We start from the raw sequence: 20,554 nt of genomic DNA, 5'->3' as shown, positions 1-20,554 counted from the left end.
CGCTGCCGCGTACGCCGTGGCCGGTCGCTTCGTCGTGCTCGGACAGCTCGCCAACGGCCGCCCCCCTTCGCTTCGCTCAGAAACCGGCCCTTCGGGCCGGGGATCCCACTTCGTGGGATCTGTTCGCGAAGCGAGGTTTGTTCGGTTGCTCTGTCCCTTCGGGACGGTGCCTTCGGCACCCAATCAGCTCATGCCGATCACCCTAACCTTCTGACCGTCCAATCCCAATCAGTACACGCCGGCCCCTTCGGGGTCGACGTGGCCGGACCTTCGGTCCGGTGTGGTCAGCTGGCTACTCCCCTGTTTGCACCACGCAGCTCGTTGGGCCATCACAGACGACTTCTGTCAATTATTGGGATTACTGATATGTATAATCTGATAATCAAACTGAGGTTGGCCTCTAGCTCGCTAACCCTGATCACGCTGGACCGCGGGCTCGACATCGGTGAGTACAATGCCGACTTCGCCCGCTGGCTGGGCGTATCCGTGGGTGGTATCCACCTACCACGGCGCCCAGGTCCTCGCCGTCCGATGAGAGTCGACCGAAAGAGCCGACCACCGGTGAACAGCTGACCTGTCGGATTAACCCGTGGAGGCGTGCAGCGGGGCCGTACGCTGCTCGGCGTGCGTGCGTTGCAGCCGACCGGCCAGAAGGTGAACCTGGGCAACCTGCCTGACTACCGGACGATGGTCGCCAGGGAATTTCAGGCGCTGAGAACCTGCCGTCACTGAGCGAAGCACGCCTGCTGTCGGCTCGGGCGTTCGACGAGTCCCAGGTCGCTGGGCCCCGAACGTACATGGCGGTCCAGCGGTACCTCGGCGTTGCCCGCGACAACCACGAGGCTCTGCTTGCTCAGTTGCAAGCACCACGGCGCGAGCCTGTGGGCCCCGTGGAGCCTACTACGGCCGATCTTCGAGGCGTCGTTCTTCGCAACGTGGATCCTCGATCCGGACTCCGGACGCAACCGCCGACTGCGCAGTGAGGTTCTGGACTGTTACCAGCAGCGCGCACACCTTGCGGCGTTCAAGAACATTCCAGCGATCCGCGAACGGATCGAAGACGCCGAGCGCCAGCAGGCACAGGGTTCTCTGTCGACATACCGCGCGGAGGCCGCAGCGCTGGGGTCCCCTTCGACCAGGTGCACCAGAAGGTCAACATCGTTAACGAGCTGTCGAAGCTGGGCTTCGTGCGCGGGCAGCACGACTTCGCCGTGTTCCTGGAAAGCACGTGGCGGCTGCTGTCGGGCTTCGAGCATGGCCTGGGCTGGGCCGCGCTGCGCGGTGCCGACCGGGGCGCGGAGACCGAGATTCCGGGCGGTAAGGGCATCTTCTTGTCGATCAACGATGAGGAGTTCGTCAACGCAGCCAAGGTGACCTACTCGCTGCTGACAACAGCCTGCCGGCTGCTCAGGACCCGGCATCTTGAGCCAGAGCGTTGATGAACAGGAGAGGTTCGAGCGGTGACAGTCGCAAGCTGCGTCGTGCTGTCGCCGCGACCTGCTTCCGCGGAAGCGCTGTCGGGGCCAATCAATACGATGGACATGTATCGATTGTCCTCGACCGAGAAAGCAGGGTCAGGTGGGCAGAAGCAGCCGCGCACGACGCCGCGACCCGATCAGGCACCCCATCCCCGCGGCCCGCACCGTGGCGGCGACGAAGAACTCCTGGAAGCCGGACCTCACGGAAGCCGGACTGGCCGGCGGATGGCCATTCGGCGATGGGTTCCTCATCCGTCCCGCGGCCGTCGGCGACCTTGACGCCATCGCCGAGCTGGTGCCCGAGGCCGGGGTGAAGCTGGAGAACGAGGTACGCACGGCAGTCGAGGAGGGCACCCTGGGCGCGGGACTGCGGGCCAGCTTGCGGGGTGGCAAGGATGAGTTCCTGCGGCACATGGCCGAGACGTTCTTCGCCCACCAGGGCACCGGCAGGTTCGACCAGGCGCTGTTGCACACGGGCCTGGTCCTGGTCGCAGAGCACGAGCAGCACGGCATCGTCGCAGCGCTGATCGCTCACCCGCCGACCCACATGCTGTCCGACCTCGCCCAGCACGCAGGCCCGCAGACCAGGTCAGGGCGCGACCTGGTCCTCGCGGGCGCGATCGGGATGGCCAGGATCCGGGCCGTGGTGGTCCGCGAGCAGGTACGCCGCCACGGGGTGGGCGCGGCCATGGTGCGCCTGTGCCGCCTGATCTACGCCGCCGCCGGTTTCTTCATCGTGTACGGCCAGATGCCGCCCCGGCCGGGGTTGGACCTCTTCTACCGCAGCTGCGGCTTGCTCGTTCAGCCGCCCGGCACCGGGTTGGACGCGTGGGTGGTCACCGGCTTCAACACCAACATCCAGCCCGGTGCTGATGAGCGCATCTTCATCTGGCGAAAACCCTGATGTGGTGAACCGGGTTCACCGCCAACGCCGGTTCAGGTCATTACCGGCGACGACGTCGACGACGGGGTTGACGTACATATCCAGCAACCGCAGGCTCGCGTGTCCGGACAGCGCGTGAGCGTCCGTGGCCGATCGTCGGGCCTGTTCACGCCCACTTTCTCGCGATCAGTGCGCCAGCCGTTGCAGGCGGGCGGCACAGGCTTCCTGCTCGCCGCAGTCGGCGCCCCGCTGACCACCCGCTGGAACGCACTGGCAACCGAGGACCGGGCGGCAAAGGTCGAACTCAGCCGAATCATCGCGACCTACCGGCATGAACTGGTCTACCAGCGCGATCGGCTGTACCAGCTCGACCACTACCCGGTCGAGTACGCCGACGCGGCGGCACAGGAGCGCTTCGCGCTGGAGGTGCTGCGAGCAGCTACCATCCTGGCCGGGCACCGGCAGCGCCGTCTGGCCGCACGCCTCTCGCGCGTCGTCGGGCGCATCAACGTCGACTTCGCCCGCGGAAGGGCCTTCGTCCGCGACGAGGTCATCTCCCAAGAGGCCGAAGCTGGGCGTCTGGCACTGCTGCTGAACAAGACGATCAAGAGCGACCTCGGCGAACAGCCGTTCCTGACCGCGTACGGGCTGCTGGGCGTGGTGCTCAAGTCGCACAACGATCGTCACGTTCACGACAGGGCCATCGCTGCGGCACTGGCCGAACTCGATGCGATGCTTCGCCTGGTGAGACCCGGAAGGCTCTGGCGCTGACATGACCAGCGCGGCACTACCGCACGGCTACCGGTCCCACACTGTGGAGAGACGGTACGGAGGTCCGGTGGTATTCGTCGCGCTGCACGCCGACCGCAGCCGGGTGGACGCCACACTCGACGACCTCGGGTGCGCGTGGATGTGGTCGGAGATCCACCGAAGGCGCCCGCGCGTCGTCCTGCACTGCCAACAGTGCGCCCACCAGGTGCACGCCAAGGTGTCGACGGGAGGTCTGCGCTACTTCGCGCACGACCCCGAGCGCGACCCGCACTGCCCGGCGGCGCGCGAGACCATGGAGCACCACCTGCTGAAGCTGGAGCCGGCCACCGCAGTGCGGTCGACAGGCTGGAGCGCGAAGCTGGAGGCGACCCGGCCAGGCGCACCGTGGCGCGCCGACGTGCCGGCAATCTCGTCCGACGGCACCCGCACGATGGCATGGGAGGCCCAGCTCAGCGCGATCACCGCCGAGGAAGTCGGCGAGCGCAGCGGCCGGCTCGCCGCTGCAGGAGTTCCGGTCTGCTGGGTGGGCGTGAAGCCGCATCGCTGGATGGGCGGAGCGCCGTCCATCGTCGCGCAGCCGCCAGCCGAGCGCGGCGGCCAGCGTCACATACGGCCTGTGCCGCCTTGACGGCAGCTGGCTGCCTGCCGACGTGGACCTGGTGCCCTTCGTCGGCTGGGTTCTATCCGGCGAGGTCATCTACTATGACGACGTGCTGTGCCGGGTGTGGACTGCTCCGCACTACGCGCGGCTGGCAGCTGCAACGCAGGTCGACCGCGTCGCCCAGCGGCGGGCCGAACAACAGGGCTGGGCTGATCGGGCGGCGTGGCTCGACGGTGCGAAGCAGCGGATCGCCGCGGCCGAACGCGAGATCGCATCGGGACCCGCACCAGGTCCAATCACACCTGCCCGAGCCCAAGACATCCGACTCGGCCGGTGAGGTGGTTCAGCCGATCCGGAACGTCGGCACCGGGCAGCCAGTTACCCACAGCCCAACGCCGGGTGCTTCCACGGAAGCGGCGGCAGTGCCACGATCGGCACATGGTGCGCAGGGCCTCCCGCTGGTTCACCCTGATCACGACACGCGCCGGGCTCGACATAGGCGAGCACGGTGTCGCTCAACGACACTTACCACCACCTGACCCCCGGCCGCCACCGCAAGACCTCGTGCCACGAGCTGGGCCACGCCATCGACATCGGGCACGCTACATCGAGCGCGAGCTGCATGATCTCCGGTAGCTACGAGACGCTCTACCCCAGCGCCGACGACTGGGCCCTGCTCGCCAACGTCATCTATTGACCGCCGGCATGGGCGGGCGGGACCGCCCATGCCGGCGTGCCGCTTTGCGGGAACCCCGGGGGTGGAGTGGCGCGTCCGATGGTTCGGATCCGACACGGGAACGTGATGGGCGAACGTGGTTCGGTGCAAGCGCCGGGCGGGCCGGGCGGCGGCGGTGCTGACAGCCGTCGCGGTGCTGGCGGTGTCGGGCTGCGCCGGCAGACAGCAGGCCGCCGCGGCCGGCGACGGGGCCGCGCCCGGCACGGCGGCGCGCCGTCGCCGGTCTCCCCCACCGCGGCGGCGTACGCGGTGGCGATCGAATCGCTGGCGGCGTCGGTGTCCCCCGGTGACCGCACGCCCGGGTCCGTGACGTTCATCCTGGACCACACGTGCCCCAATGTGATCGAGCAGACGTCGCCGGAATGCCGGCCCGTCCCGCTGCCCGAACAGGTCCGCGCCGACATCGTCAAGGCGCCGGCGGCCCACGGGCCGGCCCGGTTCGTCGCCGACGGCAAAGCCGTCACCGGCCAGGGCCCCGAGGGCCCGCAGGTCGCCGACAACGGTGCGCCGGTCGTGCTCGGGCCGATCACGCTGACAGCCGACCACGCGCAGGTGCCCCTGTCGGCGTTCCGAGCCGGCCTCAACGGCCGCGGCCTGACCTATGAACTGACACGCCAGGACCAGGCGTGGACGATCACCGGCACCGTCGGGCCGCAATGGACCGCCTGAGACGGCGACCCCGCCGGCGGCGTCAACTCCGGTCCCGGAACCGGCCGGGTGCCGCTCGCGCTCGCGGCCGCCGCCGACCCGGTGGAAGAGCCGTGAACGGGCCCCCGGATCGGCGGGGCCGCGGCAGGCGCGGCACCATCAGCCGATGACCAACCCGTATCAGCAGGCCGGGTTCAAGGTGCGCGTCGACTGGGGTCCGCGGGGCGCCGCCGCGGTGGGCCCGGGCGCCGCCGTCGTCGCGGTCGTCGACGTGCTGTCGTTCACGACCACGCTGACCGTCGCGGCCGACCTGGGCATCGAAGTGCTGCCCTACCCGTGGCGCGACGCGAGCGCCGGCGAGTACGCCCGCCGCCACGACGCGCTGCTGGCGGTGGGGCGCTCCGAAGTCGACGAGCAGCATCCGGTGAGCCTGTCGCCGGTGACGGTCCGGGCCGCGTCGGGGGTGCGGCGGCTGGTACTGCCCTCGCCCAACGGTTCGGCGATCGCGTCGCGGCCGGCCGCGACGGCCGCCACCGTCATCGGGGTGTCGCTGCGCAACGCCGCGGCCGCCGCGCGGTGGACGCTCACGCGGCTGACCGGGCGCCCGGACGCGGCAGTGGCGGTGGTCGCGGCCGGTGAACGGTGGCGGGCCGACGACACCCTACGCCCGGCGGTGGAGGACCTGTGGGGCGCCGGAGCGTACGCCGACGCGCTGCACAACCTGGGATTCGGGCCGCTGTCACCGGAAGCGGACAACGCCGCGGCGGCATGGCAGCGGGTGGCGGGGCGGCTGCCGCAGATGCTGCGCGAATGCGCCAGCGGCCGGGAACTGATCGGGTACGGGTACACCCAAGACGTGACCATCGCCGCCGAGGTGGCGGCCGGACGGTGCCGGTGCTGGACGGGCCGGTCTTCCGGCCACAGGCCGCCGGGTGAACGCCGACGCCGGATCCGAGCACGCACGCGGGCCCGGATCCGCACGGTGGCGAGGCGGCCGAGTTCCTGCCGGGTCTGCAACCGTGCCGGACACCGTATGCCGAGGCCGTACGGCCACTGCTCGACCAGGCGTTCCCGGGAATGCGGCACGCCGCCGCGCGGGGTCGGAGGTACTGGGTTTCGACACCGCCCGCCCGGTCGACCACGACTGGGCCCCCGGCTGCAGATGTTGCTGCGCCCCGCCGACGCGGACCGGCACGGCGAGCAGCCGCCGCAGCTGCTTGGCGCTGCGGTTGCCGAAGCGGGTACGGGGCTGGCCGACGCATTTCGAACCGCCGCACGCCCGGGTGCGGGTGACGGCCGACACCGGCGGGCCGGTCGCGCACCCGATCGAGGCCACCGACGTGGGACGGTGGCCGGCGAGCCTGCTGGATTTCGACGGACTCCACGAACCGTCGGCACCGGACCGGCCGGCGACACCGGCACAGGTCCTCGCCGAGATCACCAGCGGGGCCGTCCACCACGACGGGGCCGGCGAACTGACCGCACTACGGGCCCGGCTGGGCTGGTATCCCGACGACGTGTGGCGGTACGTCCTGGCATGCCAGCGGACCCGGATCGGGCAGGAGGAACCACTCGTGCGCCGGCCGGCCAAGGCCGGCGACCGACTCGCCAGCCAGGTCACCGCAGCGCGGCTGGCCCAGGACGTGATGCGGCTGTGCCTGCCGCTGGCGCGGCGGTACCCGCCGTACGGCAAATGGCCGGGGCGGGCGTTCGGGCAGCTGCCGGCAGCCGCGGGAGTCGGAGCGGCGCTGCGGGCCGCGCTGGGCGCCGACAGCGCGCAAGCCCGGCAGGACGCGCTGTGCGACGCCTACGAGAAGCCCGGCGACCGGCAACACGTCGGGGCTGACCGAACGGGTCCACCCACGCCGACGGCCGTTGCACGACCAGCCGTATCCGGTGATCGGCGCAGACCGGTCCGCGGCCGCGCCGACAGCACGGATCACCGACCCGTGGCCGGCGGGACTACCGCCGGTCGGCACCGTCGACCAGATCACCGACAGCACCGACGTCCTGATACGGCCCGCGGCCGCACGGGCCGTGACCGCCGCGGCGTACGGGCTCAGCTAAGGCCGCAGGCCTACAGAGGCCTCTCATAACCGGCCGAGAACGCGTCGGCGCGCCGGACGACGGCACCATACGACCCGGGCACCAACCAGAGCTGACCCTCAGGGTCACCGATGGCCCGGCGGAACTCGTCGAGGCCGCAACCGGCCGGCGCCGACCCAGTCACCCCAACAGGCGCCAGCCACGCAGCCGGCCCGGAACCCACAGTCGATGCCGTAGCGGCACCCGACACCGAGCCGGGCCTCGACGCCGTGGGCGTACTCGCGGCCCAGCAGACGGGACACGAACGCGTCGCCGATCCTGCCGAACACGGCCAGCGCCCCATCGGCGTCGTAGGCGAACAATCCCCGGCCGGGCAGTAGACAGCATTGCCGCCGGGAACGGGCTGCCCGCCACAGGCCAGGTCGCCAGCGTCACGGCAGGCGGACACAGCCGCGACCGGGAGGGGTGAACCCGACACCACAGGCCCGCAACACCCCCGACCAGTACGCCACGACCTCGGAGCAGGCCGTAGCCTGCTAATCCATTCTCCGGATTATCGGGGGAACCTCAGAACCACCCGTAAACACCACCCCAAACCCACACCGAAAACAAAACCCCACCGCCCAATCGGCGCAGCAGTGCGCGGACGTCGTCGGTGTTCACGGCACGAACACAGGGCGGGAAGTGGCCGCCGGTCAGCGGGGTGTGAACAAGCCGAGCACAGACCGGGCGGGTGCCGCGGTCAGCGGGCCGCCCGCCAAGACCATGCCGTGCGACGCGGGCGGCCGGGCAACTCGCCACGACCGACACACCACAACAGCACCGCCGCGGGATCCCCGGCGGGGGCGTCAGGGAACAGCCGACCCAAGATCAACGCCGCGAGCTCCCCCGGCACCGCCCACGACGGGTCGAGGCTGCGGGTGATGTCATGGGTGTGCAGCAGCGTTTCGGCCATACCCATTGCAGCGAAGCCGCTCGGGTCGCACGGACCCCAATGCCACGCGCGCAGGTCGGGGCCGGCGATGTCGAGCACAGCAGCCAACACCCCGCCCGCCCCCGCAATGACCTGCAACAACCGCGCAGGGGTCGCCCCGGCACGCACCGCCAGGTCACATGGCAGATAAACGTCATCGGGAGCGGCTGCGAGCTGAAACGCGTACGCGGCCAAGTCGTGAGCGATATGCGCAGCCGTATCACGACAAGTCCAAGCAAGCGACCCAGCCGACACACCCCAATCCATGGCCAGATGCGGGCTGAGGGCGGCTTGCAGGGCTTGCAGTGCCTGCCGGAGGTCGTCAGAGCCGGGGTCGCGCATGCGGTGCACTGTGTCACGTCCAGCAGCCCCGGCGACAGCCGATTTGCAGAGCTGCTGAAACTGTTAGCAAGGTCTGCCAATTGATTTCAGTAGATCACGCCGCTGTGAACGGGGTCACGCATGCGTATCGTGGTGATTTGCCGGGTTTGTCGACGCCGTTTGGTAACGGGATTGCGGGAAAAACCGCAAGGACTTTCTGAATCAGAAACTTCTTGCTAACGTCGCGCGCTGGAAGGACAGGCATACCCCCGAGGAGCGAATAATGCGTCGCACCGCCAGAGGGATCGCCGTTCTTGCCTCCGCTGCCATCGCTCTCGCGGTGACGGCCTGTGGCAACGACGCGACCGAGGCACCCAGCAAGACCGACCCCGCGGCCCTTTCGGCCGAACTGACGTGGTGGGACACGTCGGACCCCACCAACGAGGGCCCGGCGTTCAAGGAGCTCATCACCGAGTTCAACAAGAGCTACCCGAACGTGAAGATCAACTACCAGTCGGTCCCGTTCGCTGACGCGCAGAACAAGTTCAAGACGGCTGCCGCGGCCAAGTCCGGCGCCCCGGACATCCTGCGCGCCGAGGTGGCGTGGGTGCCGGAGTTCGCCTCCCTGGGCTACCTGTACAACCTCGACGGCAGCGAGCTGCTGGCCGACGAGTCGGACTACTTCACCACCCCGATGTCGGCGAACAAGTTCGAGGGCAAGACCTACGGCGTGCCGCAGGTCACCGACTCGCTCGCGCTGATGTACAACAAGAAGATCTTCACTGAGGCCGGCATCGCCGAGGCCCCGAAGACCTGGGCCGACGTGAAGACCGCCGCGGCTGCCATCAAGGCCAAGACCGGCAAGGACGGCCTGTTCATCAACGCCGGCGGCTACTTCCTGCTGCCGTTCATCTACGGCGAGGGCGGCGACCTGGTCGACACCGCCGCCAAGAAGATCACCGTGAACTCCGCGGCCAACGTCGCGGGCATCTCGGTGGCCGCCGACCTGATCAAGTCCGGCGCCGCGGTCAAGCCGCCGGCCAACGACTCCTACGGCACCATGATGACCCTGTTCAAGGAGCAGAAGGTCGCCATGATCATCAACGGCCCGTGGGAGGTCAACAACGTCCGCACCGCCCCCGCCTTCGGCGGCATCGAGAACCTCGGCGTCGCCGCGGTTCCGGCGGGCTCGGCCAAGGCCGGCGCGCCGGTCGGCGGCCACAACTACGTGCTGTACTCCGGCATGGCGCAGGACAAGGCCGCCGCGGCCATCGCGTTCGTGAAGTTCATGTCGTCGGCGTCGTCGCAGGCGTTCCTGGCCGACAAGCTGGGCCTGCTGCCGACCCGCAAGTCGGCGTACGACATCGACAAGGTGAAGAACAACGCGATCATCGCGGCGTTCCAGCCGGTCGTGGCTTCGGCCGTGGCCCGGCCGTGGATTCCCGAGGGCGGCCAGTTCTTCGTCCCGCTCGACACGATGGCGACCGAGGTCCTGATCCAGGGCAAGGACGTCAAGACCTCCCTCGACGGGGTCGCGAACAAGTACAAGACCGAGGTCGTCACCGCCTACACGGCGTCCTGACCCTCACCTGAGGCCGGTCCCCAATGGGGACCGGCCTCAGGGCCTTTCCTCTGCGCCCCTTTTCACCCCACTCGGAGCACGCCCGTGAGCACAGACACCGCCACGCCGGCCCGGACCAGCCCCCCGCCGCGTGAGACCCGACGACCCGGCCGGCTGCGCCGCAGCTGGGACAAGCACTGGTACGCCTGGGTGATGGTCGCCCCCGTCGTGCTCGTGCTCGGAGTCCTGATCTTCTATCCGCTCGGCCGCGGCATCCTGCTGTCGTTCACGAACCTGACCGAGGCCAACCAGCTCGCCGAGATCTGCAGCAAGTCGATCACCGGCACCGAGGTGTGCAAGCCGAACCCGAACGGGTGGGAGGTCGTCGGCGTCGACAACTACGCCGACATCCTCACCGGCAAGGTCGGGGAGTTCTGGCAGCAGTTCGGCGTCACCCTCATCTGGACCGTGACCTGCGTGGTGTTCCACTACGCCATCGGGCTCGGCCTGGCGGTGCTGCTCAACCGGCCGCTGCGCGGCCGAGGGATCTACCGGGTGCTGCTGATCCTGCCGTGGGCGGTGCCCGCGTTCGTGTCCGCGTTCGCGTGGCGGTTCATGTTCAACGAGCAGTTCGGCCTGATCAACTCGGTGTTCGAGTCCGTCGGCCTGGACCGCGTCGCGTGGTTCGCCGACTGGAAGACCGCGCTGCTCACCGCGATCGTCGCCAACATCTGGCTGGGCGTGCCGTTCATGATGGTGACGCTGCTCGGCGGCATGCAGACCATCCCGGGCGAGCAGTACGAGGCCGCCGAGATCGACGGCGCGACCCCGTGGCAGCGCTTCGTCAACATCACCCTGCCAGGGCTGCGCTCGGTCAGCATGACGGTGCTGCTGCTGGGCACCATCTGGACCTTCAACATGTTCCCGATCATCTTCCTGGTCACCGGCGGCGAACCGGCCGGGCAGACCGAGATCCTGGTGACCGGCGCGTTCCGGGCGGCGTTCGAGGGCATCCGCAACTACTCACTCGCCTCGACGTACGGCGTGCTGATCCTGTCCATCCTGCTCGTCTTCTCCGTGTTCTACCGGCGGGCGCTGCGCAAGCAAGGCGAGGTGTGGTGACATGACGATGACCATGGCCCCCGGCACGACGGCCGGGCAGTCCGCACCCGCCCAGCAGGTCAACAAGCACAGCCGGGCCAAGCGCAGCCCGCTGGCCTCGCTCGGCCTGCACGCGACGCTGATCGGGGCGTCGCTGATCGCGGTGTTCCCGATCGCGTGGGTGGTGCTGAGCTCGTTCAAGCCCAAGCAGTGGGTGCAGAGCAGCGAGCTGTCGCTGGTCAAGGAACCGACGCTGGGCAACTACGAGTACGTGCTGTTCGAGACGAACTTCGGCACCTGGATGCTCAACTCGGTGATCATCGCGGTGTGCACGATGGTGATCGGCATCCTGATGTCGGCGACGACCGGGTACGCGCTGTCGCGGTTCAACTTCCCGGGCCGGCGCAAGCTGATGATGGTGTTCCTGGTGACGCAGATGTTCCCGGTCGCCATCCTGATCGTGCCGATCTACCAGATCATGGCCACGCTCGGGCTGATCAACACGCATGCGTCGCTGGTCATCGCGTACCTGACGATTGCGGTGCCGTTCTGCTCGTGGATGCTCAAAGGCTACTTCGACTCGATCCCGACCTCGCTGGACGAGGCCGCCTCCATTGACGGGTGCGGGCCGTTCCAGACGTTCTGGCGGGTCATCATGCCGCTGGCCCGGCCCGGCATCGCGGTGACCGCGTTCTACACGTTCCTGACGGCGTGGGGCGAGGTGGCGTACGCGTCGGCGTTCATCCAGACCGACGACAGGTTCACCCTCGCGTACGGCATGCAGCAGTTCGTGCCGCAGTTCAACGCCCAGTGGGAGTACCTGACCGCCGCCGCGGTGCTGGTCACAGTACCCGCCGGGTTGGTGTTCCTGTACGCCCAGCGCCACCTGGTGTCCGGCCTGACCGCCGGCGGAACGAAGGGCTGAGATGGGGACGCAGACGCGGGCTCGGCTGGCCGACATCGCCGCCCAGGCGCAGGTCAGCCAGGCGACCGTGTCCCGGGTGCTCAACGACCGGCCGGGCGCGTCGGCGAGCACCCGGCAGGCGGTGCTGACCGCGCTGGACGTGCTCGGCTACGAGCGGCCCGGGCATCTGCACCGGACCGGCGCGGGGCTGGTCGGGCTGATCCTGCCGGAGCTGGACAACCCGATCTTCCCGGCGTTCGCGCAGATCGCGGAGTCGACGCTGGCGCAGCAGGGGTACACGTCGATGCTGTGCACGCAGACCCCGGGCACGGTCAGCGAGGACGAGTACGTCGACATGATGCGTGAGCGCGACGTCGCCGGGATCGTGTTCATGTCCGGCATGCACGCCGCCGCCGACGGCGACCCGGCCCGGTACCACCGGCTGACCGCCGACGGCGTGCCGTTCGTGCTGGTCAACGGGTTCCTGCCGGGGGTGGCGGCGCCGTTCGTGTCGTGCGACGAGCACGGTGCGGCCGAGCTGGCGGTGGCGCACCTGGCCTCGCTCGGGCACCGGCGCATCGGCCTGGTGTGCGGGCCGCGCCGGTACACCCCGACCCGGCGCAAGGTCGCCGGCTACCAGGCGGCGATGGCCGGGTTGTACGACGGCGACCTGGAAGAGCTGATCGAGATCGCGCCGTTCGGGGTCGAGGGCGGGCACGGGGCCGCGCTGCGGCTGCTGGAGCGGGGCGTGACGGCGATGCTGTGCGGGTCGGATCTGATGGCGCTCGGCGCGATCCGGGCGGTGCGGGCCAACGGGCTGTCGGTGCCGGGTGACGTGTCGGTGGTCGGGTTCGACGACTCGCTGCTGATGGCGTACACCGATCCGCCGCTGACCACGCTGCGCCAGCCGGTGCGGGCGATGGCCCAGGCCGCGGTGCGCGCACTGCTCGACGAGATCGGCGGGTACGCCGCCCCGCACAGCGAGTACATGTTCCGCCCGGAACTGGTCGTCCGCGGCTCGACCGCGGCGCTGCGCTGACAACGTTCTCCGTGCCCCGCCTAGGATGGCTCTCATGACCTTGAGCAAACCGACTGTGGAATTCCCCGGGGGCGAGGCCCCGACCGACCTGGTGATCACCGACCTGATCGTCGGCACCGGCGACGAGGCCGTGCCCGGCCGCCAGGTCGTCGTGCACTACGTGGGCGTGACCTTCGACGGCGGCGAGGAGTTCGACGCCTCCTGGAACCGCGGCTCCCCGTTCACCTTCCCGCTCGGCGGCGGCCGCGTCATCCAGGGCTGGGACCTGGGCGTGGCCGGCATGAAGGTCGGCGGCCGCCGTCAACTGATCATCCCGGCCAAGCTCGCCTACGGCAACCGCGGCGCCGGCGGCGTCATCAAGCCCGGCGACACGCTGGTCTTCGTCGTCGACCTCCTCGAGGTCCGCTGACCCACGCCCGACGATCTTGCGCGAACGGTGGGGACGACACGCTCGTTCCGGGCGTATCGCCAACAGTTCGTGCAAGATCGTCGGAAGCATGGCGGGGTCACGGTGAGGGATCTTGCGGGTTAGACTCTCGCGGTGCCGTTGCTGAGCGTCGCTGATTCGCTGCCGTGGGTGCCGCGGCGGGTGCTGGTCGCGGGCACGTCCGGGTCCGGTAAGACCACGCTGACGGCGGCGATCGCCGAGGTGCTGGAGCTGCCGCGGGTCGAGCTCGACGCGTTGCATCACGGGCCCGGCTGGCAGCCCCGGCCCACTTTCGCCGACGAGGTGGCCGCTTTCACGGCGCAGCCGCGGTGGGTGACCGAGTGGCAGTACAGCGAGAAGCTCGGCGACCTGCTGTCCGGCAGCGCCGACACGGTCGTCTGGCTGGACCACCCGCGCCCGCTGATCATGTGGCAGGTCATTCGGCGTACGGTGCGCCGCAGGTGGCGGCGCGAGCAGCTGTGGAACGGCAACACCGAAGGGCCGCTGCGCACGGTGTTCACCGACCCCGAGCACGTGATCCGGTGGGCGTGGCGCACGCACCGCAAACCCGGCCGGCGGGTGGCGGCGGTGCTGGAGCAGCGCGGCGAGCACGTCGCCGTGGTCAGGCTGCGCGGCCGGGCCCAGGTCCGGCGGTGGCTGCGCAGGCTGCGCGAGGACAGCCTGCTCGGGTGACCCGCCGCCCGTTAGCGGCCCTCATATGAGGTCAAAGCGCCTAAACTCGGCGTATGGAGCTATCGCTCGCCGAACAGCTGGTCCTGCTCAGTTATGAAGACGCGACCGGCAGGCCGCTGATGCCCATCAACCACCTCGACTGCGGCATCGAAGGCGCGGTGCTGCTCAGCCTGGCCAACGCGGGCCGGATCGCGATCCACCACGGGCACGTGCAGGTCTCCGACCACACGCCCACCGGCGACGCGTCGCAGGACGCGGCTCTGATGGAGATCGCCGAGGACGTCAAGGGCCACGCGCCCGACTGGTGGATCTACCACCTGGCCTCCCCGCACCACCGCCAGCGGCTGCTGGACAACCTCGTGGACAAAGGCGTGCTGCGCCGCGAGGACCACCGGGTGATGGGCGTGTTCCACCGGCCGCGGTATCCACTGGCCGACCAGGCGGGTAAGAAGGAGCTGGTGGAACGGGTCGGCAATGTGGTCAACCGCATCGCCGAACCCGATCGCGACTCGGTCAGCCTGCTCGCGCTGAGCCACACCATGATGCTGGACCGGCACTACTTCCCCGAGGTCAACCACGACGACATGCGCCACCGCGTCATGGAGCTGGCCGAGGGCGAGTGGGCCGCGCCGGCCGTCGGCAAGGTCATCTATGCGATGAACATGGCGGTCATGGCCGCCATCACCGGCGGCATCGCCTCGTCGTCCACCGCCGCGGTCTCCGGCTGACGGTCACTGCCGGAGCGCGCTGAAGAAGTCGCGGACGTCACCGGCGAGCAGGTCCGGCTGTTCCATGGCGGCGAAGTGGCCGCCGCGGTCGAATTCCGACCAGTGCCTGATGTCGTACAGCCGCTCGGCCAGCGGCCGCACGGACCGGGTGATGTCGTGGGCGAACACCGCAACGCCGACGGGCGCGCGGCAGGGTAGGGCCTGCCCGCGGGCGGCGTCGTGGTGCAGCCGCGCCGCCGACGCCGCGGTGGCGGTCAGCCAGTACAGCGAGACGTCGGTGAGGATCCGCTCGTCGCTGATCGGCGAGCGGGGATCGGTCCACTGCGCGAAGCGCTCGGCGATCCAGACCAGCTGGCCGACGGGTGAGTCGGTCAGGGCGTAGCCGATGGTCTGCGGGGTGAGGGCCTGCAGGGCCTGGTACGGCGGACGGTCGGTCATCAGCCGGCGGACTTTGTCGAGCCTGGCCTCGTCCGTGGCGGACAGAACGAGTCCGGCGTCCGGGTCGGGCCGGGTCGGCAGGTAGTTGACGTGCACGCCGACGACCTGCTCGGGCGCGACCGCGCCGAGGGCCAGCGAGATGCCCGCGCCGAAGTCGCCGCCCTGGGCCCCGTAGCGCTCGTATCCGAGGCGGCGCATGAGTTCGGCCCAGGCCCGTGCGATCCGCGGGATGTCCCAGCCGCGCTCGTGGGTCGGGCCGGAGAAGCCGTAGCCGGGGATGGACGGGATGACCAGGTGGAAGTCGCGCGACAGCGGCTCGATCAGGTCCAGGAACTCCAGGAACGAGCCGGGCCAGCCGTGGGTGAGGATCAGCGCGAGCGCGTCCGGGTTGGCCGAGCGCACGTGTACGAAGTGGATGCGCTGGCCGTCGATCTCCGTGGTGAAGTGCGGCAGTTTGTTGAGTTCGGCCTCGTGCGCGCGCCAGTCGTAGCCGGTGCGCCAGTGTTCGGCCAGTTCCTTGAGGCGGGCCAGCGGGAAGCCATAGTCCCAGCCGGCGTCGGCGACCTCGTTGGGCCAGCGGGTGCGGGCGAGCCGGTCGTCGAGGTCGTCGAGGTCGGCCTGGGGGATGTCGATGCGGAACGGTTTGATCATGGTCGGCTCCTCAGTTCGTTTGTGCCCCTAACGTTAGGTGCCCAAATGATTTTTCGTTAGGGGAACCAACGATTTGTTAGGGTGATCACATGGACGACACCGCACCCACCCGGCTGGCCGGTCTGCCCAGCTGGCTGCTCACGCAGACCGCCTCCCACGCGGGACGGCTGGTCACCGAAGGGCTGGCCGGTGTCGAGGCGCGCGGCTATCACTACCGGGTGCTGGCCACCCTCGACGAGTACGGCCCCGCCAGCCAGGCCGACCTCGGCAGGCGCAGCGGCATCCACCTGTCCGACCTGGTCGCGGCCATCAACGAGCTGGCCGCACGGGGGTACGTCCAGCGCTCCCCCGACCCCGACGACCGCCGCCGCAACGTCGTCACCGTCACCGACGCCGGACGCCGACAACTGGCCGTGCTCGACGAGCAGCTCGCCGCCGTACAGCAGCGGCTGCTCACGCCGCTGGACGGCGAGGAGCGCGCCCAGTTGTCGGTGCTGCTGACCAAACTGCTCGCGTACCACCGCATGTCGTCCTGATCACGGTGCGCGCCGCCCGGCGGCGGCCTACGGTACGGCCATGCACGGCATCCCCCGCAGCGACGAAGCACTGGCCCGGACCTACCACGACTTCGCGGTCAACGAGGCCGCCGGCCGCTCCCCCGCCTACGAGCGGCTGTGCCTGGCGGTGGCCGCCGACACCGAGGTGCTCGGCCTGCTCGGCGCGCTGCCGCTGGCAAAGCGCCAGCCCAACCTGCTGCTGGGCGCGGTACGGCTGCTCGGCGGCCCCGTCGGCGACTACCCGGCCTTCCGGGACTGGCTGCTCGCGCACTGGCCGTCGGTACGCGAGCAGATGCTGGCCCGCAGCACGCAGACCAACGAGGCCGCCCGGTGCGCCCTGCTGCTGCCCGTGCTCGCAGCGCTGCCCCAACCCCTCGCGCTGCTGGAGGTCGGCACGTCGGCGGGACTGTGCCTGTACCCGGACCGCTTCCGGTACCGCTACGGCGACCGCGCCCCGATCGGCCCCGCGGACGCGCCACTGCTCGATTGCGCCGTCGACGGTCCCGCACCGGTGCCGGACCGGCTGCCGAAGATCGTCTGGCGGGCAGGCATCGACCTGAACCCGCTCGACGTCACCGACCCCGCCGACGTGCGCTGGCTGGAAAGCCTGATCTGGCCCGAGCACCACGACCGGAGGGAGCGCCTGACGGCCGCCGCGGCGATCGCCGCCGCCGACCCGCCACTGCTGGTACGCGGCGACCTCAACGAGAGCCTGCCGGAGCTGGCCGAGCAGGCCCCCGCCGAGGCGACCCTGGTCGTTTTCCACACCGCGGTGCTCGCCTACCTCGACGCGACGGGCGTGGACCGGTTCGCGGCGCAGCTGGCCGAGCTGACCCGACGCAGGCCGGGCACGGTATGGCTGAGCAATGAAGCGCCCCGCGTCGTCCCGCAGGTCGCCGCCCGGCTGCCCCGCGAGGCCCCGCCGGGACGGTTCGTCCTCGCCGTCGACGGCCGCCCCGTCGCCTTCACCATGCCACACGGCCAGGGCATCGACTGGCTGTGACACCCGCGCGGCGGCACACCGGCACCCGCCGCCCGCCGGTCGGCGAACCCTGCCGGGCGAGCCCTGTACCCGCGCCCGCGCCGGCTCTAAAGTGTTGCGGTCGAAGGGAAAGCGATGGTGCAGCACAGCAGCCGGTCGGCCACGGACGCAGCCGGGGACAACACGGCGCTCGACGTCGCGGCCAGCTCGGTCGCAGGGCTCGGCCTGCTGGTCGGGGCCCTGGGCGCGGCCGGGCTCGTGCTCGTGCTGTGCACCAACTCGCTGGCCGGAGTCGGGCTGACCATGGTCAACATCGCGGTGCCGGCGATCGCGTTCGGATACGCGCTGCTCGGCGCCGCACCCCGCGGCTCGGCGCGGCCGCGCCGGATCGCCGCGATCACCCTCGCGGTGCTCATCGCGGCCGGTGCGACCGGCCTGAGCTGGGGCCTGTCCGGGGTGGCGATGCGGCAGTTCGCGCCCGCCGACCACGTCGGCCGGTACGGCGAGCGCGTCCAGGTGTCCGTCATGGACGCCGACTGCCGCCACGGGACCATCTGGCGGCGCGGGCCACGGGCCGACTTCTACTGCGAGGGTGCGACCTGGCGGGCCGCCGGGCGCGACGAACGCGGCCGGCTCACCCTGTTCTACCAGGAGCTGGAGCCGCGCTCGCAGAGTCGGCTCGTCGACGCGTACGTGCTGGGCAACGAGGGCTACAGCGTGGAGCGGGTCGGTGAGGTCGAGTCCTGGGCGTGGTGGGCGGGGCGGCCGCTCTGGCTGCTGCTGGGCCTGCCCGTGCTCGCCCTCGGAGTGCTGTCGCGCCGTAACCTGATGTCGCCGCGGCCCTGACCGCGGCCGGTGCCGTTTGACCGGCACGCTACCGTGCGGGTCGTGACCCGACCCGTCCCCGCCCCGTACCGTGTCACGGCCACCATCGTGGCGCTGCTCGGGCTGTCCGCCGCCGCGCCGTTCCTGTACCGGACCGGGCCCGTCGGGTACGCCGCGTTGCTGGTGCCTCTCGGGCTGCTGCTCGCGCTGGCCTGGCTGGTCCGGCTCGGGCAGTGGCTGCTCGCGGCCGGCGCGCCCCCGTGGCCGGCCCGGCTGACCCTGCACCTGGCACAGAGCCCGCAGGCCCAGCAGCGCGGCCGGGCGGTCCGGGTCGCCGACGCGGTCGGTCGCACGTCCGACTTCGACGCCACCCCGGCCGGGTACGCCGTGTGGGCGGTGCTGCAGCGCGGCAGCGCCCCGAGGCTGCACCAGCGGGTGGTGTGGGAGCGGTGGCTGCGGGAGCTGACCGGCGAGCACCGGGTGCTGGTACGCCGCCGCGCCGGTGTCGCCGTGCTGGACGTGGAGGATCGCGGGCGGATCTGGCCGTCGAGCTTCACCCTGCGCCGCCGCCCGTGGGGGGTGGCCCTGACGCCGCTGGGCGGCACGTCGACGGGCAACGACCTGTCGTGGTGGCGGCTGCTCACGGTCGTGGTGATGGTGGTGGCGCTGCTCGCGGGCCCGGCGGTCGGGCGTGGGGACTATCTGGACGCGGGGTGGGCCGCGGTGTACGTCGTGGTGCTGGCGTTCGGGGTCGGGCAGTGGTTCGGAGTGATGCCGCCGGGGCGGCAGAGCGGGCAGAAGACCGCCGGCAGCGCCCGGATACCCGGGCCGCGCGCCGAGTCCGCCAAGCCCCACCGCGGCGGCCGCTTCACGGGCACGTCGAAGACCCGCAAGCGTTAGGAAGGGCACCTTCTACATCGCATAGCGATGGGAAGGTGCCCTTCCTTTCCCTACCCCCACGGAGGGACTGCGGTTGGTGCTGGTCAGGTGGTGGTGTTGCGGCGGCGGCGGCGTACGGGGCGGCCGCCTTCGTCGGCGATGAAGGTGCGGGTCAGGGCCATCGCGATGATGATGCCGATGACCGCGCAGACCACCTGGACCAGTAGTTCGGACCAGCTCCAGGTGAAGTGCCAGCCGGCCCAGTTCCAGTCCAGCCGGGCGGGCCACATGCTCTCCCAGCCCATCTGGCGCGAGACCCAGGTGCCGAGCAGCGCGGCCAGGATGCCCACCACGAAGGTGGCGATGACTCCGATGTTCTGGCGGCCGGGGAGAACCAGCCGGCCGAGGGTGCCGATCACGATTCCGATGAGGATTGCGCTCAGGATTCCGGTCGCCGTCATGGCGCGGGTCTACCCGCTGCCGCACGGTTTAATCCTCGCCGCGATACCGGTTCCGGGCAGGCGTGGGCCGCGGGTCAGGACCAGGGCTTCTCGAGCTGGATGGTGGTGACCGAGCTGACGATCGCGGTGTAGCGCTCGGGGCGGTCGGTGAGGATGTACGCATCGGTGCGCACCGCGAGCATGGTCAGGTCGGAGTCGGCGAGTTCGTGCAGGCGGTCGGGGCCGGGGCGGGTGAGGTCCATGAACCGGCCGAGGCTGGGCCAGTCGGCGGTGGACTCGACCACCACGCAGTTGTCGTTGGTGCGCAGCACGTCGAGCAGGCGTGCGTCGGCGCCGCGGGCGAGGGCCTCGGCCAGGGACGCGGTGGTGACGGCGAACAGTTCGCCCTGTTCGTCGAACTCGCCGATGATCTCGCCGACGGTCTCGTGGGCGCCGAAGGCGCACAGCGCGGAGGGGTCGAGGATGAGGCGGATCGGCGGGACGTCGGGGTCGTGGTCGGGGTCGGTCATGCCGCCCAGCCCATGCGGCGGCGCAGTTCGTCGCGCTCGGCGCTGCCGTGCTCGGCGCGCTGCGCGGCGGCGTCGAGCTGCTCGCGGGCCCACAGGCGGGCGCGGCGGCGGCGCTCGTCGGTCAGTGGCACGCCGTGGTGGCGCTGGTAGGCCTCGGCCTCGGCGTCCTGGGCGATCTTGCGCCGGACCAGGCGGTTCACTTCGGCGGAGGCGTTCTCGTGCGTCTTGAGGTACGCGACGACGTCGTCGGCGAGGTAGAAGCTCTTGGTCTCACCCATGCCCAATAGACTACTGCGTAATTTCTGATAGGGCCATCGGGTTGATAAAGCGTTCGCTCGGGCG

General features: G+C 70.4%; 24 protein-coding genes and 2 pseudogenes. 21 read left to right on the top strand and 5 right to left on the bottom strand.

The window, feature by feature from the left end:
• Positions 1–1,139: 1,139 nt before the first annotated feature.
• The 10 genes and pseudogenes from AB0B35_RS35365 (at position 1,140) to AB0B35_RS35320 (ending at position 7,184) form a co-directional block, all read left to right on the top strand.
• Positions 1,140–1,439, top strand: a complete 300-nt coding sequence (locus AB0B35_RS35365) for a hypothetical protein (protein WP_361054209.1) — start codon at positions 1,140–1,142, stop codon at positions 1,437–1,439.
• A 139-nt stretch (positions 1,440–1,578) separates the two neighbouring features.
• Positions 1,579–2,382 (top strand): hypothetical protein, encoded by an 804-nt coding sequence (locus AB0B35_RS35360; RefSeq protein WP_361054206.1) that lies wholly within the window; start codon positions 1,579–1,581, stop codon positions 2,380–2,382.
• Between the two features lie 114 nt (positions 2,383–2,496).
• Positions 2,497–3,132, top strand: a complete 636-nt coding sequence (locus AB0B35_RS35355; RefSeq protein WP_361054203.1) for a hypothetical protein — start codon at positions 2,497–2,499, stop codon at positions 3,130–3,132.
• 67 nt (positions 3,133–3,199) lie between these two features.
• Positions 3,200–3,760: a hypothetical protein gene (locus tag AB0B35_RS35350; RefSeq protein ID WP_361054200.1), complete on the top strand. Its 561-nt coding sequence runs from the start codon at positions 3,200–3,202 to the stop codon at positions 3,758–3,760.
• Between the two features lie 22 nt (positions 3,761–3,782).
• On the top strand, positions 3,783–4,070 hold the full coding sequence (locus AB0B35_RS35345; protein ID WP_361054197.1) for a hypothetical protein: 288 nt from the start codon (positions 3,783–3,785) through the stop codon (positions 4,068–4,070).
• Positions 4,071–4,241: 171 nt separating this feature from the next.
• On the top strand, positions 4,242–4,430 hold the full coding sequence (locus AB0B35_RS35340; protein ID WP_361054194.1) for a hypothetical protein: 189 nt from the start codon (positions 4,242–4,244) through the stop codon (positions 4,428–4,430).
• A 288-nt stretch (positions 4,431–4,718) separates the two neighbouring features.
• Positions 4,719–5,138, top strand: a complete 420-nt coding sequence (locus AB0B35_RS35335; protein WP_361054192.1) for a hypothetical protein — start codon at positions 4,719–4,721, stop codon at positions 5,136–5,138.
• 145 nt (positions 5,139–5,283) lie between these two features.
• Positions 5,284–5,934, top strand: a pseudogene (locus tag AB0B35_RS35330) (2-phosphosulfolactate phosphatase); the annotation flags it as partial.
• Between the two features lie 115 nt (positions 5,935–6,049).
• Positions 6,050–6,754: pseudogene (locus tag AB0B35_RS35325) on the top strand (DUF4037 domain-containing protein); the annotation flags it as partial.
• Positions 6,755–7,013: 259 nt separating this feature from the next.
• Positions 7,014–7,184 carry a hypothetical protein gene (locus AB0B35_RS35320; RefSeq protein ID WP_361054218.1) on the top strand — a complete coding sequence of 57 codons (171 nt, stop codon included), beginning with the start codon at positions 7,014–7,016 and terminating at the stop codon, positions 7,182–7,184.
• Positions 7,185–7,905: 721 nt separating this feature from the next.
• On the opposite strand, the gene AB0B35_RS35315 is transcribed toward AB0B35_RS35320, so the two are convergent.
• A complete protein-coding gene (locus AB0B35_RS35315) occupies positions 7,906–8,478 on the bottom strand; it encodes a maleylpyruvate isomerase N-terminal domain-containing protein (RefSeq protein WP_361054189.1) in 573 nt (190 codons plus the stop codon).
• Positions 8,479–8,740: 262 nt separating this feature from the next.
• Between AB0B35_RS35315 and AB0B35_RS35310 the strand changes: the two genes are divergently transcribed.
• From AB0B35_RS35310 to AB0B35_RS35280, 7 genes are all read left to right on the top strand, one after another.
• Positions 8,741–10,039, top strand: a complete 1,299-nt coding sequence (locus AB0B35_RS35310; RefSeq protein WP_361054186.1) for an extracellular solute-binding protein — start codon at positions 8,741–8,743, stop codon at positions 10,037–10,039.
• A gap of 84 nt (positions 10,040–10,123) precedes the next feature.
• Complete coding sequence (locus AB0B35_RS35305; RefSeq protein ID WP_361054183.1) at positions 10,124–11,140, top strand: sugar ABC transporter permease; 1,017 nt, start codon at positions 10,124–10,126, stop codon at positions 11,138–11,140.
• Between the two features lie 13 nt (positions 11,141–11,153).
• Entirely contained in the window at positions 11,154–12,044 is an 891-nt protein-coding gene (locus AB0B35_RS35300; RefSeq protein WP_361054215.1) for a sugar ABC transporter permease, read from the top strand.
• A gap of 1 nt (position 12,045) precedes the next feature.
• Positions 12,046–13,062, top strand: coding sequence for a LacI family DNA-binding transcriptional regulator (locus tag AB0B35_RS35295; protein WP_361054180.1), 1,017 nt, complete (start codon positions 12,046–12,048; stop codon positions 13,060–13,062).
• Positions 13,063–13,096: 34 nt separating this feature from the next.
• On the top strand, positions 13,097–13,471 hold the full coding sequence (locus tag AB0B35_RS35290; RefSeq protein WP_275412049.1) for an FKBP-type peptidyl-prolyl cis-trans isomerase: 375 nt from the start codon (positions 13,097–13,099) through the stop codon (positions 13,469–13,471).
• Between the two features lie 132 nt (positions 13,472–13,603).
• On the top strand, positions 13,604–14,182 hold the full coding sequence (locus AB0B35_RS35285) for a hypothetical protein (RefSeq protein WP_361054177.1): 579 nt from the start codon (positions 13,604–13,606) through the stop codon (positions 14,180–14,182).
• A gap of 53 nt (positions 14,183–14,235) precedes the next feature.
• On the top strand, positions 14,236–14,910 hold the full coding sequence (locus tag AB0B35_RS35280; RefSeq protein WP_361054174.1) for a GPP34 family phosphoprotein: 675 nt from the start codon (positions 14,236–14,238) through the stop codon (positions 14,908–14,910).
• A gap of 3 nt (positions 14,911–14,913) precedes the next feature.
• On the opposite strand, the gene AB0B35_RS35275 is transcribed toward AB0B35_RS35280, so the two are convergent.
• Positions 14,914–15,999: an epoxide hydrolase family protein gene (locus tag AB0B35_RS35275; RefSeq protein WP_361054171.1), complete on the bottom strand. Its 1,086-nt coding sequence runs from the start codon at positions 15,997–15,999 to the stop codon at positions 14,914–14,916.
• Between the two features lie 89 nt (positions 16,000–16,088).
• Between AB0B35_RS35275 and AB0B35_RS35270 the strand changes: the two genes are divergently transcribed.
• From AB0B35_RS35270 to AB0B35_RS35255, 4 genes are all read left to right on the top strand, one after another.
• Positions 16,089–16,535 carry a MarR family transcriptional regulator gene (locus AB0B35_RS35270; RefSeq protein ID WP_361054168.1) on the top strand — a complete coding sequence of 149 codons (447 nt, stop codon included), beginning with the start codon at positions 16,089–16,091 and terminating at the stop codon, positions 16,533–16,535.
• A 40-nt stretch (positions 16,536–16,575) separates the two neighbouring features.
• Positions 16,576–17,559: a DUF2332 domain-containing protein gene (locus AB0B35_RS35265; RefSeq protein WP_361054165.1), complete on the top strand. Its 984-nt coding sequence runs from the start codon at positions 16,576–16,578 to the stop codon at positions 17,557–17,559.
• 114 nt (positions 17,560–17,673) lie between these two features.
• Positions 17,674–18,384, top strand: coding sequence for a hypothetical protein (locus AB0B35_RS35260; RefSeq protein ID WP_361054162.1), 711 nt, complete (start codon positions 17,674–17,676; stop codon positions 18,382–18,384).
• A 42-nt stretch (positions 18,385–18,426) separates the two neighbouring features.
• Complete coding sequence (locus AB0B35_RS35255; protein WP_361054159.1) at positions 18,427–19,263, top strand: hypothetical protein; 837 nt, start codon at positions 18,427–18,429, stop codon at positions 19,261–19,263.
• Between the two features lie 83 nt (positions 19,264–19,346).
• Here AB0B35_RS35255 and AB0B35_RS35250 read toward each other — a convergent pair whose 3' ends face one another.
• From AB0B35_RS35250 to AB0B35_RS35240, 3 genes are all read right to left on the bottom strand, one after another.
• The gene (locus tag AB0B35_RS35250) at positions 19,347–19,703 is read right to left on the bottom strand and encodes a GlsB/YeaQ/YmgE family stress response membrane protein (protein WP_203693116.1); all 357 of its coding nucleotides are present in this window, start codon (positions 19,701–19,703) and stop codon (positions 19,347–19,349) included.
• Positions 19,704–19,777: 74 nt separating this feature from the next.
• The gene (locus AB0B35_RS35245) at positions 19,778–20,212 is read right to left on the bottom strand and encodes a hypothetical protein (RefSeq protein WP_361054157.1); all 435 of its coding nucleotides are present in this window, start codon (positions 20,210–20,212) and stop codon (positions 19,778–19,780) included.
• Entirely contained in the window at positions 20,209–20,490 is a 282-nt protein-coding gene (locus tag AB0B35_RS35240; protein WP_360539701.1) for a hypothetical protein, read from the bottom strand. Before AB0B35_RS35240 ends, AB0B35_RS35245 begins: the two co-directional genes overlap by 4 nt.
• Between the last annotated feature and the right edge of the window lie 64 nt (positions 20,491–20,554).

This window comes from Catellatospora sp. NPDC049133 (assembly GCF_040648455.1).
GTDB lineage: Bacteria > Actinomycetota > Actinomycetes > Mycobacteriales > Micromonosporaceae > Catellatospora > Catellatospora aurea.
The sequence above is the reverse complement of the archived record's forward strand: the minus strand, read 5'-3'. Positions and strand labels throughout refer to the sequence as shown.

What these genes read in the sequence shown, in the direction of transcription:
- AB0B35_RS35315 (WP_361054189.1), bottom strand. Translation starts at nt 8,478, where the DNA reads ATGCGCGACCCCGGCTCTGACGACCTCCGGCAGGCACTGCAAGCCCTG.
- AB0B35_RS35270 (WP_361054168.1), top strand. Translation starts at nt 16,089, where the DNA reads ATGGACGACACCGCACCCACCCGGCTGGCCGGTCTGCCCAGCTGGCTG.
- AB0B35_RS35300 (WP_361054215.1), top strand. Translation starts at nt 11,154, where the DNA reads ATGGCCCCCGGCACGACGGCCGGGCAGTCCGCACCCGCCCAGCAGGTC.
- AB0B35_RS35280 (WP_361054174.1), top strand. Translation starts at nt 14,236, where the DNA reads ATGGAGCTATCGCTCGCCGAACAGCTGGTCCTGCTCAGTTATGAAGAC.
- AB0B35_RS35310 (WP_361054186.1), top strand. Translation starts at nt 8,741, where the DNA reads ATGCGTCGCACCGCCAGAGGGATCGCCGTTCTTGCCTCCGCTGCCATC.
- AB0B35_RS35265 (WP_361054165.1), top strand. Translation starts at nt 16,576, where the DNA reads ATGCACGGCATCCCCCGCAGCGACGAAGCACTGGCCCGGACCTACCAC.
- AB0B35_RS35275 (WP_361054171.1), bottom strand. Translation starts at nt 15,999, where the DNA reads ATGATCAAACCGTTCCGCATCGACATCCCCCAGGCCGACCTCGACGAC.
- AB0B35_RS35250 (WP_203693116.1), bottom strand. Translation starts at nt 19,703, where the DNA reads ATGACGGCGACCGGAATCCTGAGCGCAATCCTCATCGGAATCGTGATC.
- AB0B35_RS35260 (WP_361054162.1), top strand. Translation starts at nt 17,674, where the DNA reads ATGGTGCAGCACAGCAGCCGGTCGGCCACGGACGCAGCCGGGGACAAC.
- AB0B35_RS35290 (WP_275412049.1), top strand. Translation starts at nt 13,097, where the DNA reads ATGACCTTGAGCAAACCGACTGTGGAATTCCCCGGGGGCGAGGCCCCG.
- AB0B35_RS35295 (WP_361054180.1), top strand. Translation starts at nt 12,046, where the DNA reads ATGGGGACGCAGACGCGGGCTCGGCTGGCCGACATCGCCGCCCAGGCG.
- AB0B35_RS35245 (WP_361054157.1), bottom strand. Translation starts at nt 20,212, where the DNA reads ATGACCGACCCCGACCACGACCCCGACGTCCCGCCGATCCGCCTCATC.
- AB0B35_RS35240 (WP_360539701.1), bottom strand. Translation starts at nt 20,490, where the DNA reads ATGGGTGAGACCAAGAGCTTCTACCTCGCCGACGACGTCGTCGCGTAC.